Here is a 15,082-nt window from a genome sequence, read left to right on the forward strand (position 1 = left end):
GCACCTGTAGGATTGACTTTCGGAATGGGTCGGCAAGACGGTCGCGACATCCGGTGCCGCAGGGCGTCGGATGCCGAGGAACGTCCGGGCTCCACAGAGCAGGGCGGTGGGTAACACCCACCCGGGGCAACCCGCGAGACAGTGCCACAGAAAGTAGACCGCCCCCGGCTTCGGCCGGAGGTAAGGGTGAAACGGTGGTGTAAGAGACCACCAGAGGCCAGGGTGACCTGGTCGGCTTGGTAAACCTCGTCCGGAGCAAGGTCAGACAGGAAACGTTAAGGCGGCTCGCCGAGTTTCCGGGTAGACCGCTAGAGGGCTGCGGCAACGTAGTCCCCAGATAGATGGCCGTCCAGGGTGCTTCGCGCACCGGGACAGAACCCGGCGTATCAGCCGGCCCATTCCACTTCCGGGTCAGGCGCGGTTCTTGACGGCGAGCGCGGCCGCTCCGAGAATGCCGGCGTTGTTCCGGTGGACCGCGGGGATGATCGGTGTCTTCAGGTCCAGCAGCGGCAGGAAGTGCTGGTGGTTCTTCGACACCCCGCCGCCGACGATGAAGAGGTCGGGGGAGAAGAGCGTTTCGAGGGTCGAGTAGTACTTCTGCAGACGACCGGCCCATTTTTCCCAGGTCAGGTCTTCCCGTTCCTTCGCGGAGTACGCCGCCCTGGTCTCGTAGTCGACGCCGTCGATCTGGAGGTGTCCGAGCTCCGTGTTGGGCACCAGGATGCCGTCGTTCAGCAGCGCGGTTCCGATGCCCGTCCCCAGGGTGGTCAGGAGGACGACGCCGGGGACGCCCTTGGCTGCGCCGAATTGCGACTCGGCGTAACCGGCGGCATCCGCGTCGTTGACGAAGTGGATGGGGTGGCCGAGGCCCTTCTCGAACAGTTTCTCCGCGGCGAGCCCGATCCACTTGTCGGAGACGTTCGCCGCCGACATCGTGTGGCCGTTCTTGACCACGGCCGGGAAACAGATCCCGACCGGGAGGTCGGGGGCGGCGGCCTTTTCGGACACGGTCTTCAGCAGATCCTTCACCGTCTCGACGATGTCCGCAGGACGACCGCCCTTCGGCGTGGGCAGTTTCACTCGATCGGAGAGGAGCGCACCGGTCGAGAGGTCGACCACCGCCCCCTTGATCCCGGTGCCGCCGATGTCAATGCCGATTGCCGTGGTTGAACTCATGGTTAGAACCTATCGGTTAGGGAAGCGTCAGGATCTCGGCACCGGTCTCGGTGACGACGAGGGTGTGCTCGAATTGCGCGGTGATGCCCTTGTCCTTCGTGGTGACGGTCCAGTCATCGGCCCACATGTCCCAGTCGGGGGAACCCAGGGTGAGCATCGGTTCGATTGTGAAGACCATGCCCACCTCCATCACGGTGTCATAGACCGGTGCGGAGTCGTAGTGCGGGATGATCAGGCCGGAGTGGAAGGCCTCGCCGACGCCGTGCCCCGTGAAGTCGCGGACGACCCCGTAGTTGAAGCGTTTGGCGTAGGACTCGATGGTGCGGCCGATCACATTGACCTGGCGGCCGGGGGCGACGGCCTTGATGCCGCGGGCGAGGGCCTCACGGGTGCGCTCGACTAGCAGGGTGACGTCTTCGCCGGCCTGGCCGACGATGAACGTGACGTTCGTGTCCCCGTGCACGCCGTTCTTGAACGCGGTGATGTCGATGTTGACGAGGTCACCCTCCTCCAGCACGGTGCTGTCGGGGATGCCGTGGCAGATCACCTCGTTCACCGAGCTGCACAGCGACTTCGGATACCCGCGGTAGCCGAGCGTCGACGGGTACGCGTCGTTGGCGACCAGGTAGTCGTGGCCGACCGCGTCGAGCTCTTCGGTCGTGACACCGGGGCGGATCGCCCGGCCGACAGCCTCAATCGCCCGGGCCGCGATCCGTCCGGATTCGCGGATGAGCTCGATCTTCTGCGCGGAGTAGACATCCGATCCGGTGAATCGGGCCGGCGCGTCCTTCCCGACATATTCCGGGCGGGTGATGTGGCGGGGAACTGGTCGGATCGGGGACACCGTTCCGGGGAGCAGGTGACCGATGGAATCCTTAGGCATAGGATCAACCTTATGTCCGATGATGAGCGCGAGCAGTTCTGGTACAACATGCGCACCAGCGCAGTCGAACAGGGTTTCGAGTCCCCGTCTGTCGAACGGGTCGGCCCGTTCGCCACCAGGGAGGAAGCATCCCACGCGCTGGAGAAGTTGCGCGCGAACAGCGCCAAATGGGCCGCGGACGACGCGGCAGAAGGGCGCTAGCGGCTACTCGTAGCTGTGCTCAGGGCCGGGGTACGCGCCGGTCTGCACGTCGTCCTTGAAGCGGTGCACGGCATCCGTCAGGACGCTGCGGACATTCGCGTACTGGCGCACGAATCTCGGGACCCGGCCGTCGGTCATCCCTGCGAAGTCGGTCCAGACCAGCAGCTGGCCGTCGACGTCCGGTCCGGCGCCGACACCGATGGTCGGTATCTCGAGCCGGGCGGTGACCTGTGCGGCGACGGTCGCCGGAACCATCTCGAGGACGACGGCGAAGGCCCCGGCTTCCTGGACGGCGAGGGCATCCTTGATCAGGCGCTCGGCGTCGTCGCCGCGGCCCTGGATGATGTGCCCGCCGAGCCCGTGCTCGCTCTGCGGCGTGAAACCGACGTGGCCCATCACGGGGATGCCGCTGGAGACGATGCGTTTGATCTGCTTGTAGCTGCGGACGCCGCCCTCGAGCTTCACGGCGTGGGCCTGCGCCTCCTTCATGAACCGCACGGCCGTGTGCAGCGCCTCGGTCTGGCCGGTCTCGTATGAGCCGAAGGGCATGTCGGCGACGACGAGGGCGCGGGTGACGGCGCGGGCGACGGCGCGGGTGAGGGGGATGAGCTCGTCGACCGTGACGGGCAGCGTCGTCTCGTAGCCGAAGACGTTGTTGCCCGCGGAGTCGCCGACCAGGAGGAAGTCGATTCCCGCCGCGTCGAAGATCTGTGCCGTGAGCATGTCGTAGCTGGTCAGCCCCGTGATCGGGATGCCCTGCTGCTTGGCGTTGTGGAAATGCCTGGTTCGCACTCGCTTGGGCCCGGCGGGCGCCGGGACAAACGGATTCTGCGGGATGACGGGCGCTGGCGCGTCGGACGAGGTCGGCTCTGGCATGCCTCAAGTGTAGTCAGGGCCGGCATTCGGGCGGCCGGCGGCCTGTTACACCCCGGATGCGGCGCCAGACAGTAGCCTAGGGAGCAACAAGAAGGGGCGTGAATGGACAAGCAGCGCGATTTCGTTCTTCGGACCATCGAGGAACGGGGCATCAAGTTCATTCGGCTGTGGTTCACCGACGTCGTCGGCACACTGAAATCGGTCGCCATCGCGCCGGCCGAGGTCGAGGGCGCGTTCGCCGAAGGCCTCGGATTCGACGGGTCCGCGATTGAGGGACTCACCCGTTCGTTCGAAGCGGATGTGCTGGCCCACCCCGACCCGACCACGTTCCAGATCCTGCCCTGGCGCGGCGAGGTCGACCCGACGGCCCGGATGTTCTGCGACATCACCACTCCGGACGGCCAGCCCGCCGTCGCCGACCCGCGGAACGTGCTCAAGCGCACCCTGGCGAAGGCGGCCGAACGCGGGTTCACCTTCTACACGCACCCCGAAATCGAGTTCTACCTGCTCAAGTCGTCGAAGTACGGCAAGAACGGGCCCACCCCGGTCGACTCCGCCGGCTACTTCGACAACGTGCCCGGCGGCACGGCCCACGACTTCAGGCGCCGGTCGGTACGGATGCTCGAAGACCTCGGCATCTCGGTGGAGTTCAGCCACCACGAGGCCGGCCCCGGTCAGAACGAAATCGACCTGCGTTACGCGGATGCCCTGACCACCGCCGACAACATCATGACCTTCCGCACCGTGATCAAAGAGGTCGCGATCGAGCAGGGCGTCTATGCGACGTTCATGCCCAAGCCGATGTCCGACCAGCCCGGTTCCGGCATGCACACCCATCTGTCTCTTTTCGAGGGCGACACGAACGCCTTCTACGAGGCGGGCGCGCAGTACCAGCTGTCGAAGACCGGCCGCCAGTTCATCGCGGGCCTGCTCAAACACGCGCCGGAGATCACCGCGGTGACGAACCAGTTCGTCAACTCCTACAAGCGGCTCTGGGGCGGCGACGAAGCGCCCAGCTTCGTCTGCTGGGGGCACAACAACCGCTCCGCACTGATTCGGGTGCCGCTCTACAAGCCCAACAAGGGCCAGAGCTCACGGATCGAGTACCGTGCCATCGACTCGGCCGCCAACCCGTACCTTGCCTACTCGCTCATGCTGGCCGCGGGGCTCAAGGGGATCGAGGAAGGCTACGAGTTGCCGCCGGAGGCTGAGGACAATGTCTGGGGGCTCAGCGACACCGAGCGCCGGGCGCTCGGCTACCGTCAGCTTCCCGCGAGCCTCGACCACGCGATCCAGTTCATGGAGGAATCCGAGCTGGTGGCGGAGACCCTCGGCGAGCACGTATTCAACTACGTGCTGCTCAATAAGCGCCAGGAGTGGAAGGAATACCGCTCCCAGGTGACTCCGTTCGAGCTTGACAAGAACCTGGAGATGCTCTGACGCAGGCTGAGGGACGGGACGCAATGAAGCCGGATCCGCTGACTCTGACCGACCTGGCCCGGGTCGGATTCGTCGAACTCGGCGAGGTCGGGGCCCGGCTCGAGGAGGTCACCGAACTGGGCGGCCCTGAGCCGTCGGTCCTCCTGCCCCTGCTCGCCCTGGCGGCAAGCCCGGACGGTGCCCTCACGGGATTGCTGGCGCTGCTCCGGCAGGCCCCGACGCAGTTGCGGGCTCTGCTGGCCCACCCCGGTGCGCCGCTGCGCTTGCTGAGGGTGCTCGGCGCCTCCAGCGGCCTGGCCGAGTTCTTCCTCCAGCACCCCGAGGAACTGGGAGTGCTCGCGGAGGCTCGCGCCGACCTGCCTGCCGGGCCGGCGCTGACCGCTGACCTTCTCGACTCGGTCGGCTCCGTCGACGGTTTTGCGACGCTCGTCGACGACGCCGGGTGGGTTGCCCTGCGGGTGCGCTACCGCAGGCGGCTGGCGGAGCTGGCGGCGTTCGACCTGGAGCAGGCCGACCCGGTGGCCGGCCTGGACGGCATAGCCCGGGCACTCGCCGACCTCGCTGCGGCCGCGCTCGAGGCGTCACTGGCCGTGGCCCGCAGCATGGCGAGCGGTCCCGTGGCCTCGCACGGGGTCTTCCCCGCCGCCGAGGTGCGGGCGACCCGGCTCGCCGTGATCGGGATGGGGAAGGCGGGTGCCGCGGAGCTCAACTATGTGAGCGACGTCGACGTCATCTTCGTCGCCGAGGCCGACCCAGCCGAGGAGCTGGAAACGTCCCGGGCGGTCGATATCGCCACCCGGCTGGCCATCCTCACGATGCGGGGACTCAACCAGCCGACGATCGAATCCGAGCTGTGGGAGGTGGATCCGAATCTCCGGCCGGAGGGCAAGTCGGGAGCGCTCGTGCGATCCCTCGAATCCCATCTTGCTTACTACGAGCGTTGGGCCAAGAGCTGGGAATTCCAGGCTCTGCTCAAGGCGAGGCCCCTCGCCGGCGACCTCGGCCTCGGCCTGCGATACATCGAGGCGGTGGCACCCATGGTGTGGACCAGTGCCAGCCGCGAGAACTTCGTGGAATCGGTGCAGCGGATGCGTGAGCGGGTCACCGAGAACATCCCGGACGACGAGGTCGCGGTGCAGCTGAAGCTGGGACCCGGCGGGCTGCGCGACATCGAATTCACGGTGCAGCTGCTGCAGCTCGTGCATGGTCAGGCCGACCCTGCCGTGCGCCAGGCCGGCACCCTCCCCGCGCTGACCGCGCTGGCGGACAGCGGATACGTCGGTCGGGCAGAGGCCGCCGAATTCGCGCGGGATTACCGCATCCTGCGGCTGATGGAACACCGGCTGCAATTGGAGAGGCTGCGGCGCACCCACCTGATGCCCCGGGACGAGGCAAGCCTGCGCATTCTCGCCCGGGCGACCGGCCTGGCCGCGAGTGCCCCGCAGCTGACCCTGCGCTGGGCCGAGGTCAAGCGCCGCGTTCGCGGCCTGCATGAGCGACTGTTCTACCGTCCGCTGCTCTCGGCTGTGGCCGCACTGCCGGCCGAGGGACTCAACCTCACCAGCGCTCAGGCCGAGGCGCGGCTTGCCGCCATCGGCTTCCGCAATACCAAGGGAGCCCTCGGTCACATCGCGGCCCTCACCGGCGGGGTGTCCCGTCGGGCGACCATCCAGCGGCACCTGCTCCCCGTGCTGCTGCAGTGGTTCTCCGAGGGCGCGGATCCGGACTACGGCCTTTTGTCCTTCCGGCGGCTCAGCGACAGCCTCGGTTCGACCTACTGGTTCCTGCGGATGCTCCGCGACTCGTCCGGCGCGGCCGAACGGCTCACCCGGGTGCTCTCCTCCTCCCGCTTCATCGGGGAACTGCTCGAGACGATCCCGGAGTCAGTGGCCTGGCTGGAAAACGAGGACGATCTGCGCCCGCGGTCCGTTGCCACCCTCCAGGAGGAAACCAGGGCGGTGCTGGCCAGGCACGAGAGCCCCGACGCGGCGGCGTCGATCATGCGCACCGCCAGGCGCCGCGAGGTGCTCCGGCTGGCCTTCTCCGCCATCCTCGGGCGGCTGTCGATCGACGAGCTTGCGGCGGGGCTCACCGACGTGACCGCCACGATCATCCAGGGCGTGACCGCCGCCATCCGTGGGACGAACCTCTCGGGGGAGCCGGGCGCGCCCACCGACGGCATCGAATTCGCGGTGATCGGGATGGGTCGTTTCGGCGGTGCCGAACTCGGGTTCGGCTCCGACGCCGACGTCATGTATGTCTTCCGGGCCGGCGCGCTCGACGGGGGAGCCGCGCACGACCGCGCTACGTTCATCGTCCGGGAACTGAACCGGCTCACCGACGACAACCGGCTTCCGCTCGACCTGGACATGGGCCTTCGCCCCGAGGGCAAGAACGGGCCGGTCGTCCGTTCCCTCGAATCGTACGAGGCGTACTACCGGCGATGGTCCCTGACCTGGGAGGCCCAGGCCTTGCTGCGCGGTCGGGGAGTGGCCGGCGACACCGCGCTCCTCCACGACTTCGACCGGGTCGCCGACGCCGTGCGCTACCCGGAGAGCATCGGCGAGCTGGAGGTGCGGGAGGTCAAGCGGATCAAGGCCAGGGTCGAGAGCGAGCGGCTCCCTCAAGGAGCCGACCCGAACCGTCACCTCAAGCTGGGGCGCGGCTCGCTCAGCGACGTCGAGTGGTTTGTGCAGTTGCTTCAACTCCAGCATGCGGCGCGCATCCCCGCGCTCCGCACCTCGTCCACCCTGGGTGCGCTCCGGGCCGCCGTGGGGGCAGACCTGGTCGGCGAAGCGGATGCCGAGACCCTCCGGGCCGCCTGGCTGTTCGCCTCCCGGTGCCGTTCCGCGATCACCCTCTGGACGAACCGGACCGCGGATGTGCTCCCCGCCGACCGGATCCAGCTCGAAGGCGTCGCGCGGGTGCTCGAGTATCCGCCCGGCTCCGCGAATCGGCTCGAAGAGGACTACCTGGCCGTGACGCGCCGCGCGCGGGCCGTCTTCGAACGTCGATTCTACGGCCCCGTCGAACGCGCCGGACCCTTCGGGGGCTGAGCCGTTGTTCCCTGCGACGCCGGCGATCGAGACGCCGGTGATCGAGACGCCGGTGATCGAGACGCCGGTGATCGAGACGCCGGTGATCGAGCCTGTCGAGATCTCGACAAGCTCGATCACCGAACGGACCAGACGGTCTAGACGCCGTAGTACAGTTCGTATTCGAACGGGTGCGGACGCTGGGCCAGCGGCTTGATTTCCTTCTCGCGCTTGAAGTCGATCCAGGTTTCGATGAGCTCAGGGGTGAACACGTTCCCCGCGAGCAGGAAGTCGTGGTCTTCCTCGAGGGCCAGCAGCGCGGCCTCGAGGGACGCCGGAACCTGGGGGATGTTCTTGGCTTCTTCGGGCGGCAGCTCGTAGAGGTCCTTGTCGACCGGCTCGTGCGGTTCGATCCGGTTCTTGATCCCGTCGAGGCCGGCCATCAGCTGGGCGGCGAATGCGAGGTACGGGTTGCCGGAGGCATCCGGCGCGCGGAATTCGATGCGCTTGGCCTTCGGGTTTGTGCCCGTGATCGGGATCCGGATGGACGCCGAGCGGTTACCGGCCGAGTAGACCAGGTTGACCGGTGCTTCGAAGCCGGGGACGAGGCGGTGGTACGAGTTCACGCTCGGGTTGGTGAACGCGAGCACGGCCGGGGCGTGCTTGAGCAGTCCGCCGATGTACCAGCGTGCGACGTCGGAGAGCCCGCCGTAGCCTGCCTCGTCGTAGAACAGCGGCTTGCCGCCGGCCCAGAGGGACTGGTGGGTGTGCATGCCCGACCCGTTGTCGCCGAAAAGCGGTTTCGGCATGAACGTCGCCGTCTTGCCCCACTCGTTGGCCGTGTTCTTCACGATGTACTTGAACTTGAGCAGGTCGTCGGCCGCGTGCACCATGGTGTCGAAGCGGTAGTTGATCTCGCCCTGGCCGCCCGTGCCGACCTCGTGGTGGCTCCGCTCGAGGATCAGGCCGGCCGCGATGAGCTTGAGGCAGATGTCGTCGCGCATGTCGGCGTGCTGGTCGACCGGGCTGACCGGGAAGTAGCCGCCCTTGAACGGCGTCTTGTTGGCGAGGTTTCCGCCCTCTTCCTTGCGGCCCGAGTTCCAGGCGCCTTCACTGGAGTCGACGGAGTAGAAGCTGGAGTACTGGTTGACCTCGTAGCGAACGTCGTCGAAGATGTAGAACTCCGCCTCGGGCGCGAAGAAAGCGGTGTCGGCGATCCCGGTCGACGCAAGGTACTTCTCGGCCTTCTTGGCAACCTGGCGCGGATCCTTCGAGTAGATCTCCCCGTTGCGCGGGTTGTAGATGTCGAAGAGCATGATCAGAGTGCGCTCGGTGCGGAAGGCGTCGATGTACGCCGTGGTGACGTCGGGGATGAGCTGCATGTCGGATTCATGGATCGATGCGAAGCCGCGGATCGACGAACCGTCGAACATCTGGCCGACCGTGAAGAATTCTTCGTCGACGGTCGACGCGGGGATGTTGAAGTGCTGCTGCACACCCGGCAGGTCGGTGAAACGGATGTCAAGGAACTTGACGTCCGTGTCCTTGATGAATTTGAGCACTTCTGACGAATCGCGGAACATGCGGTTTTACTCCAAACGACGTGGGCGTTAATCTCGAAAAGTCGCGCACTGCGGCTCCATTGAGATTAGTGGGGCTGCATTACCCGACAGTGACGCTTATGTTTCACACATGTTACAGCGGGGACGGCTCGCTAGACTCATCGCGTGTCTGCCTCAGCCTCCAAACCGACCACCTTCGGACAGCTTCCGCCGAGCCGATGGCCGGGGGAGCGACTGGGCCTGCCGAACGACGGCGCCGGTTCGGTCGGCCGGGTCGGCCGCCGGGTCGCGGCCCTGGCCATCGACCAGGTTCTCGCCACGGGGGCCGCATTCTGGGCGTTCGACTACACGTTCCTGGACTACAACGGCTTTGCCGTGAGCGGGATGTTCGTGCTGCTTCAGATCGTGTTCATTCCGACCCTCGGTGGCAGCATCGGTCACCGGCTGGCCGGGCTCCGGGTCATCTCCTTGACCGGCGGCCGGCCGGGCGTGTGGCGCCCCATGCTTCGCTCGGTGCTGCTGGGCTTCGCCATCCCCGCGCTGGTCTGGGACTCGGACCAGCGCGGATTCCACGACAAGATCGCGGGCACCGTCCTCATCCGCAGTTGACGGATGCCGGGTTCGGCTAGTTACCGCGCTGCGGCCGCGCCTTCATCGGGTCGACGCCCTTGGGAATCGGGAGTTTCTTCGTCATGGACGAGAGGCGGTTGTTCACGGCGAGGACCTCGGCCTTGGTCAGCGTCGGCTTGATCCGGGTGAGGCGACGGGCGAGCTTGTGAAGCGGAACGGCGTCGGCGTCCGGTCCGACCGAGATCACGGTCACGGCGATGCTGCCGCCCAGACGGGTGACCATACGCCGTTCCTCGTCGAGCATACGTGCGGTGCGGGTGCGCGGACCCTCGCTGATCAGCACGACGCCGCCGCGACCGACCGCGCGGTAGACCGCATCCTGGGTCTTGCCGTTGACGGCGACCGGCATCTCGCTGCCGACCCAGCCGCGCTTGAGCGAGCTGCGGAGCACCGCGCCGACCGCGCCGGGCTGGCCCTCGATCTGCGAGTACGCGGCCTTCTCGGCGCGGCGGCCGAGAATGATGAGCATGGCGAGGAGGCCGCCGAGGGCCCCGGCGATCACCCAGAGCACGATGGTGACGACGTTGCCAGGGGAGAACACGAACGCGAGCACGAGGCTGATCGCGACCGGGATCAGGAACGCCAGGATCATGAACAGGACGATGTTCGAGTCGTAACGCCTCGTCATCTGGAACACCTGCCACATTTGCTTCAGGCGGCCGGGTTCTTTGGGGGTGCGGGGAGTCTTGTCCTTGCTGCGTGCCATGGTTCCAAGACTACCGAGTCGCTCGCCTGGAGGGTGACCGTTTTTAGGGTCAGCTGACGGCCTGGGCGAACCCGAGCGTCGCATCCGCCAGGTGACGCAGCTCTGCCGGCACCTCACGACCGGTTGCCAGCATGGACTGGGCCCAGAGGCGTCCGGCGCGGTAGGAGGAGCGCACCAGCGGGCCGGAGAGCACCCCGATGAATCCGATCGCTTCCGCCTCCTGCTTGAGTTCGACGAACTCCTCCGGCTTCACCCAGCGGGCGACCGGCAGGTGGCGAGCACTCGGACGCAGGTACTGGGTGATCGTGATGATGTCGGTGCCGGCGTCGTGCAGGTCCTGCAGGGCCTGGCTGACCTCGGCCCGTTCTTCGCCCATGCCCAGGATGAGGTTGGACTTGGTGATCAGGCCCGCCTTGCGGCCCTGGCTGAGCACGTCGAGGGAACGGTCGTACCGGAACGCCGGGCGAACCCGCTTGAAGATGCGCGGCACTGTTTCCACGTTGTGCGCGAACACCTCTGGTTTCGCCGAGAAGACCTCACCCAGGTGGTCAGGGTTGCCTGAGAAGTCCGGGACGAGGATCTCCACCCCGGTGCCCGGACTCTGCTGGTGGATCTGCCGGATCGTCTCGGCGTAGATCCATGAGCCCTCGTCGGGCTGGTCGTCGCGGGCGACACCGGTGACGGTGGCGTAACGCAGCTGCATCTTGACGACGGACTCGGCCACCCGGCGTGGTTCATCCCGGTCGTACTCGGCGGGCTTGCCGGTGTCGATCATGCAGAAGTCGCAGCGCCGGGTGCACTGCGAGCCGCCGATCAGGAACGTTGCTTCGCGGTCTTCCCAGCACTCGTAGATGTTGGGGCAGCCGGCCTCCTGGCAGACCGTGTGCAGGTCCTCGCTCTTGACGAGATTCTGCATCTTCTGATACTCGGGCCCCATCTTGGCCTTGATCTTGATCCACTCGGGTTTGCGCTCGATGGGTGTCTCCGCGTTTCGGATTTCGAGGCGGAGCATCTTCCGGCCCTCCGGCACGGCGTTCATGCTGCAACCGCCATTGCGCGGAGGAAACCGGCCCTGATCGGATCGATAAGTTCCGAGGTGGCGACGTCGCGGCCGAGTACGCGCGACATGGTCGTCACCCCGGCGTCCTTGATGCCGCACGCGATGATGCGGCTGTACGCCTCCAGGGAATTGCTGCAATTGAGGGCGAATCCGTGCATGGTGACTCCTTCGGCGACGCGGATGCCGATGGCCGCGATCTTCTCTTCGAATCCGTCCGGACCGACCCAGACGCCGGAACGACCGCGAACCTGGCGGCCGACGATGCCGAATTGGTCGAGCACGTCGATCAGGATCCCTTCCAGCATCCGGACATACCCGACGACGTCGATGGGTTCGGCGAGGCGAAGGATCGGGTAGCCGACCAGTTGGCCCGGTCCGTGCCAGGTGATCTTCCCGCCCCGGTCGACATCGATGACGGGGGTGCCGTCCGTTGGGCGCTCCTCCGGCTCCGTGCGTTTCCCGGCCGTATACACGGCAGGGTGTTCGAGGAAGATGACGGTGTCGGGTTTCTCACCGGAGACGACGGAACGGTGGACTGCGCGTTGGAGCTCAAGGCCCTCAACATACGGCACGGAGTTGGCGCTTAGCCCCGCGACGACAAAGTCGAGCATCCGGCCAGTCTAGGTCAGCTTGTCCTCCGTGTCTGCCGCCCGCGCCGATTCTCCCCGGAACGCGCCCAGGCGCCCCTGGATCCCCGCAGCGGGCGCACACTCCGGCGGATGAGGAACAGAGCGAGGCGTGACCCGGGCCCGGTGTCGAGGGCGGGCCTCCCCGAATCGACGTTCGAATCGGCGTCCGGGTCGGTGTCCGGTTGGGCGATAGTCGGTGGGTATCGGGTGTTCCGTCGGCTCGGTGCCAGTGAACGCGCCGACGTCTACCTCGGCGTGCCCTCCGGTCCGGTCCAGGCCGGCATCATCGAGGCCGGCACTCGCCCGCCCGTCGCCCTGAAGATCTTCCGGCCGGAAACGGCTGGAGCAGTGATCGAGCGGGAATTCCGGGTGTTGACCGAAACGACCGGAGGCCGATTCGCATCCCTCGTCGACGTGGCAACGCTCTCCGACGGGCGAGTCTGCTTCGTACAGGAACACCTCTCCGGAAGGCGCCTCAGCCGGCTGCTCGGCGAGGACGGTCGGCTCGCGCCGGGGGAGGCGGTGACGATCCTGGCGCCGATCCTGGCGGCTCTGGCCGAACTGCTGGCGCTCGGCTACGTGCACGAGGGGCTCAGCCCGTCGGCGGTCATCTTCGATCCCGCCGGAAGACCCGTATTGACCGGGCTGGGGCGGCTGCGGGAGCTGCCCCCGCCTGGACCGGACCGGCGCAACGTGGCAGAGGAGGCGGAGCGCCGCGTGACCGCCTTCGCGTTGGGAGTGCTGGACCGGGTGGAACCCGGCCGGGACGCGCCGGTGCCGGGCCCGGCTGCCTGGCTGGGGTCGATCTCGCCGGGCCATCCCTTGCGCGGCCTGCTCGACGAGCTTGAGCGGCGGTTGTTCGCATGGGCGCCGGCCACGGCAGTGGCCCAGTGGGCGCCCGCGCCGGACCGCACGCCCGGCCAGGAGGTCGGGTGGGCCTCGCGTCGATCTATCCGGGGCATGCTGGCCGGCGGCGGCACTGGCCGCCCAGCCGGTGTTCCTCAGCGTGCGGAGGACGAACGCCGGGAGTCCGGCGGGTCGGACGAATCCGGCGGGTCCTGGCGGCTGCCCGGTGCGGTGGGGGCCCGGCTGCGCGGGCTGGCACGCCTGCTGGCGGATGCCCGGATCCCGGACCGGCTCCGGGATCGCGGGGCCGAAGCGCTCCGGGCGCATCGCGGTCCGATCCTCGTGGGTTTGCTCCTGGCCGCCGCCGGTGCGGTGCTGCTGTTGACGCTCGGCTATCACCCTGTCGGAGGACGTGGGAACGCTGCTCCGGCCCCGGGATCAGCGTCCCCGGCAGCACCAGTCCCGGCCTCCTCGGCGGCGTCCTCCGCGGCGTCCCCACGACAGACGCCAGCGCCGATCGCGGAACCGGGCGATGCAGCCGCGGATGTGGCGGCCGTCGAGGGCGACGAGCCGGTCCCGGCGGTGCGGGTGCTGCTCCGGTTGCGCGCCGGGTGCATCCGGGCGGCATCCGTGGCCTGTCTCGACGGCGTCGACCAGGCCGGATCCGCGGCGCTGGCATCGGACGGACAGGCCGCCCGGGCGGGTCAACAGGGGGAAAGTGCCGTGCCCGTGGTAGAGGCCGGTCAGACGACACCGACCCTTGTCGAACGCAGGGGCGACGTTGCCCTCGTGGCTGTGGTGCTGGCGGACGCGTCGGCGGAGGGAGACGGCAAACCGGCCTCGGTCCTTGTGGTCAAGGGCGAGGCCGGTTGGCGGATCAGGCAGATCTTCGACTACTGACAGCCGACTGCGTCAGCTGCCCGGTTGTCAGATGCCCAGGTTGGCTTCGAAGGCTCCGGCCTCGAGGCGCTGCTTCATCATGACGAGGAAGCGGGAGGCGTCCGCGCCGTCGATGATGCGGTGGTCATAGGACAGCGCCAGGAACACCGTGGACCGGATGGCGATCGAGTCGAGGCCGTCCGTGGTGACGACGATCGGCTTCTTGTAGACGACGCCGGTGCCGAGGATCGCGCTCTGCGGAAGGAAGACGACGGGCGTGTCGAACAGCGCGCCGCGCGACCCGGTGTTGGTGAGTGTGAAGGTGCCACCGGACAGTTCATCGGGCTTGAGCTTGTTGTCGCGGGTGCGCTGGGCCAGGTCGGCGATCTGAGCAGCGAAGCCGGCCAGATCGAGTTCGCCGGCGTTGCGGACGACCGGGGTCAGCAGGCCGCGTTCGGTGTCGACCGCGATGCTGATGTTCTCCTGGCTGGGGTACACGATGGAGTCGCCGTCGATGCTGGCGTTGATGATCGGATTCGCCTGGAGCGCCTCGGCCGCGGCCAGGGCGAAGAACGGCAGGAAGGACAGCTTGTTGCCGGTCTGGCTGTGGAAGGCCGCCTTGACCTTGTCGCGGAGGATCGCGACCCGGGTCACGTCGACCTCGACGACGGTCGTCAGCTGCGCCGACGACTGCATCGAGATGACGGCGCGCTCGGCGACGACCTTGCGCAGGCGGGACATCGGCACGGTGGTGCCGCGCAGGGGCGAAACCTCGACGGCCGGTGCGGACGGCGTGGCGGCGGCGGCGGATGCCGTCACCCTGGCCGACTCGATGTCTTCCTTTCGGATCCGTCCGCCGACGCCGGTGCCGGAGACGGTGGACAGGTCCACGCCGGCCTCGTTGGCGAGCTTCCGCACGATCGGCGTGACGTAGCCGCTGGTCCCGGCGTGCGAGCCGCGGGACACGGGCTCGGCAACCGGTGCGGCCACGGGGGCCGGCGCTGTGACCGGTTCCGGGGCTGCGACCGGTGCAGCCGCAACGGGCGCGGGCGCTGCGACCGGGGCTGGTGCGGCCGGTGCCGGAGCCAGAGGTGCTGCGACGGGTGCCACATTCACCGGGGCCGGTGCGACGGGCGCAGGCTCGATCGGTGCGGGCGCG

At 67.7% G+C, this 15,082-nt stretch carries 13 protein-coding genes and 1 other RNA gene; 6 read left to right on the plus strand and 8 right to left on the minus strand.

Annotation, left to right across the window (positions count from 1 at the left end; all coding sequences use genetic code 11):
- Nucleotides 1–25 precede the first annotated feature (25 nt).
- Nucleotides 26–402, plus strand: an RNA gene (gene rnpB, locus E3T48_RS01070) — RNase P RNA component class A.
- Between the two features lie 9 nt (nt 403–411).
- Here rnpB and ppgK read toward each other — a convergent pair.
- Nucleotides 412–1,176 (minus strand): polyphosphate--glucose phosphotransferase, encoded by a 765-nt coding sequence (gene ppgK / locus E3T48_RS01075; RefSeq protein WP_134522031.1) that lies wholly within the window; start codon nt 1,174–1,176, stop codon nt 412–414.
- A 16-nt stretch (nt 1,177–1,192) separates the two neighbouring features.
- Entirely contained in the window at nt 1,193–2,059 is an 867-nt protein-coding gene (gene map, locus E3T48_RS01080; RefSeq protein WP_134522032.1) for a type I methionyl aminopeptidase, read from the minus strand.
- Between the two features lie 12 nt (nt 2,060–2,071).
- Here map and E3T48_RS01085 point away from each other — a divergent pair, with 12 nt between their 5' ends.
- A complete protein-coding gene (locus tag E3T48_RS01085; protein ID WP_134522033.1) occupies nt 2,072–2,260 on the plus strand; it encodes an SPOR domain-containing protein in 189 nt (62 codons plus the stop codon).
- Between the two features lie 3 nt (nt 2,261–2,263).
- Here the strand turns inward: E3T48_RS01085 and panB are convergent, their stop codons facing one another.
- Nucleotides 2,264–3,136, minus strand: coding sequence for a 3-methyl-2-oxobutanoate hydroxymethyltransferase (gene panB / locus E3T48_RS01090; protein ID WP_134522034.1), 873 nt, complete (start codon nt 3,134–3,136; stop codon nt 2,264–2,266).
- Nucleotides 3,137–3,238: 102 nt separating this feature from the next.
- On the opposite strand from panB, the gene E3T48_RS01095 reads away from it, so the two are divergent.
- Nucleotides 3,239–4,576, plus strand: a complete 1,338-nt coding sequence (locus E3T48_RS01095; RefSeq protein ID WP_134506403.1) for a glutamine synthetase family protein — start codon at nt 3,239–3,241, stop codon at nt 4,574–4,576.
- 23 nt (nt 4,577–4,599) lie between these two features.
- Nucleotides 4,600–7,632 (plus strand): bifunctional [glutamine synthetase] adenylyltransferase/[glutamine synthetase]-adenylyl-L-tyrosine phosphorylase, encoded by a 3,033-nt coding sequence (locus E3T48_RS01100; RefSeq protein ID WP_134522035.1) that lies wholly within the window; start codon nt 4,600–4,602, stop codon nt 7,630–7,632.
- A 137-nt stretch (nt 7,633–7,769) separates the two neighbouring features.
- Here E3T48_RS01100 and glnA read toward each other — a convergent pair whose 3' ends face one another.
- On the minus strand, nt 7,770–9,194 hold the full coding sequence (gene glnA / locus E3T48_RS01105) for a type I glutamate--ammonia ligase (protein ID WP_134522036.1): 1,425 nt from the start codon (nt 9,192–9,194) through the stop codon (nt 7,770–7,772).
- A gap of 144 nt (nt 9,195–9,338) precedes the next feature.
- On the opposite strand from glnA, the gene E3T48_RS01110 reads away from it, so the two are divergent.
- On the plus strand, nt 9,339–9,782 hold the full coding sequence (locus tag E3T48_RS01110; protein WP_134522037.1) for an RDD family protein: 444 nt from the start codon (nt 9,339–9,341) through the stop codon (nt 9,780–9,782).
- A 16-nt stretch (nt 9,783–9,798) separates the two neighbouring features.
- Here the strand turns inward: E3T48_RS01110 and E3T48_RS01115 are convergent, their stop codons facing one another.
- Genes E3T48_RS01115 through lipB form a run of 3 tightly spaced genes read right to left on the minus strand, consistent with a single transcriptional unit; the run spans nt 9,799 to nt 12,180 of the window.
- The gene (locus E3T48_RS01115) at nt 9,799–10,509 is read right to left on the minus strand and encodes a DUF4191 domain-containing protein (RefSeq protein ID WP_134522038.1); all 711 of its coding nucleotides are present in this window, start codon (nt 10,507–10,509) and stop codon (nt 9,799–9,801) included.
- Nucleotides 10,510–10,558: 49 nt separating this feature from the next.
- Nucleotides 10,559–11,548: a lipoyl synthase gene (lipA, locus tag E3T48_RS01120; protein WP_134522039.1), complete on the minus strand. Its 990-nt coding sequence runs from the start codon at nt 11,546–11,548 to the stop codon at nt 10,559–10,561.
- Nucleotides 11,545–12,180, minus strand: coding sequence for a lipoyl(octanoyl) transferase LipB (lipB, locus tag E3T48_RS01125; RefSeq protein WP_134522040.1), 636 nt, complete (start codon nt 12,178–12,180; stop codon nt 11,545–11,547). The genes lipA and lipB overlap by 4 nt, the downstream gene beginning before the upstream one ends.
- Before the next feature lie 225 nt (nt 12,181–12,405).
- Between lipB and E3T48_RS01130 the strand changes: the two genes are divergently transcribed.
- Nucleotides 12,406–13,944: a serine/threonine-protein kinase gene (locus E3T48_RS01130; RefSeq protein ID WP_134522041.1), complete on the plus strand. Its 1,539-nt coding sequence runs from the start codon at nt 12,406–12,408 to the stop codon at nt 13,942–13,944.
- Between the two features lie 27 nt (nt 13,945–13,971).
- Here the strand turns inward: E3T48_RS01130 and sucB are convergent.
- Nucleotides 13,972–15,082: 2-oxoglutarate dehydrogenase, E2 component, dihydrolipoamide succinyltransferase (sucB, locus tag E3T48_RS01135; RefSeq protein WP_134522042.1), on the minus strand; the 1,111-nt coding region annotated here is incomplete at its 5' end.

This window comes from Cryobacterium fucosi, assembly GCF_004403515.1.
Classification (GTDB): domain Bacteria; phylum Actinomycetota; class Actinomycetes; order Actinomycetales; family Microbacteriaceae; genus Cryobacterium; species Cryobacterium fucosi.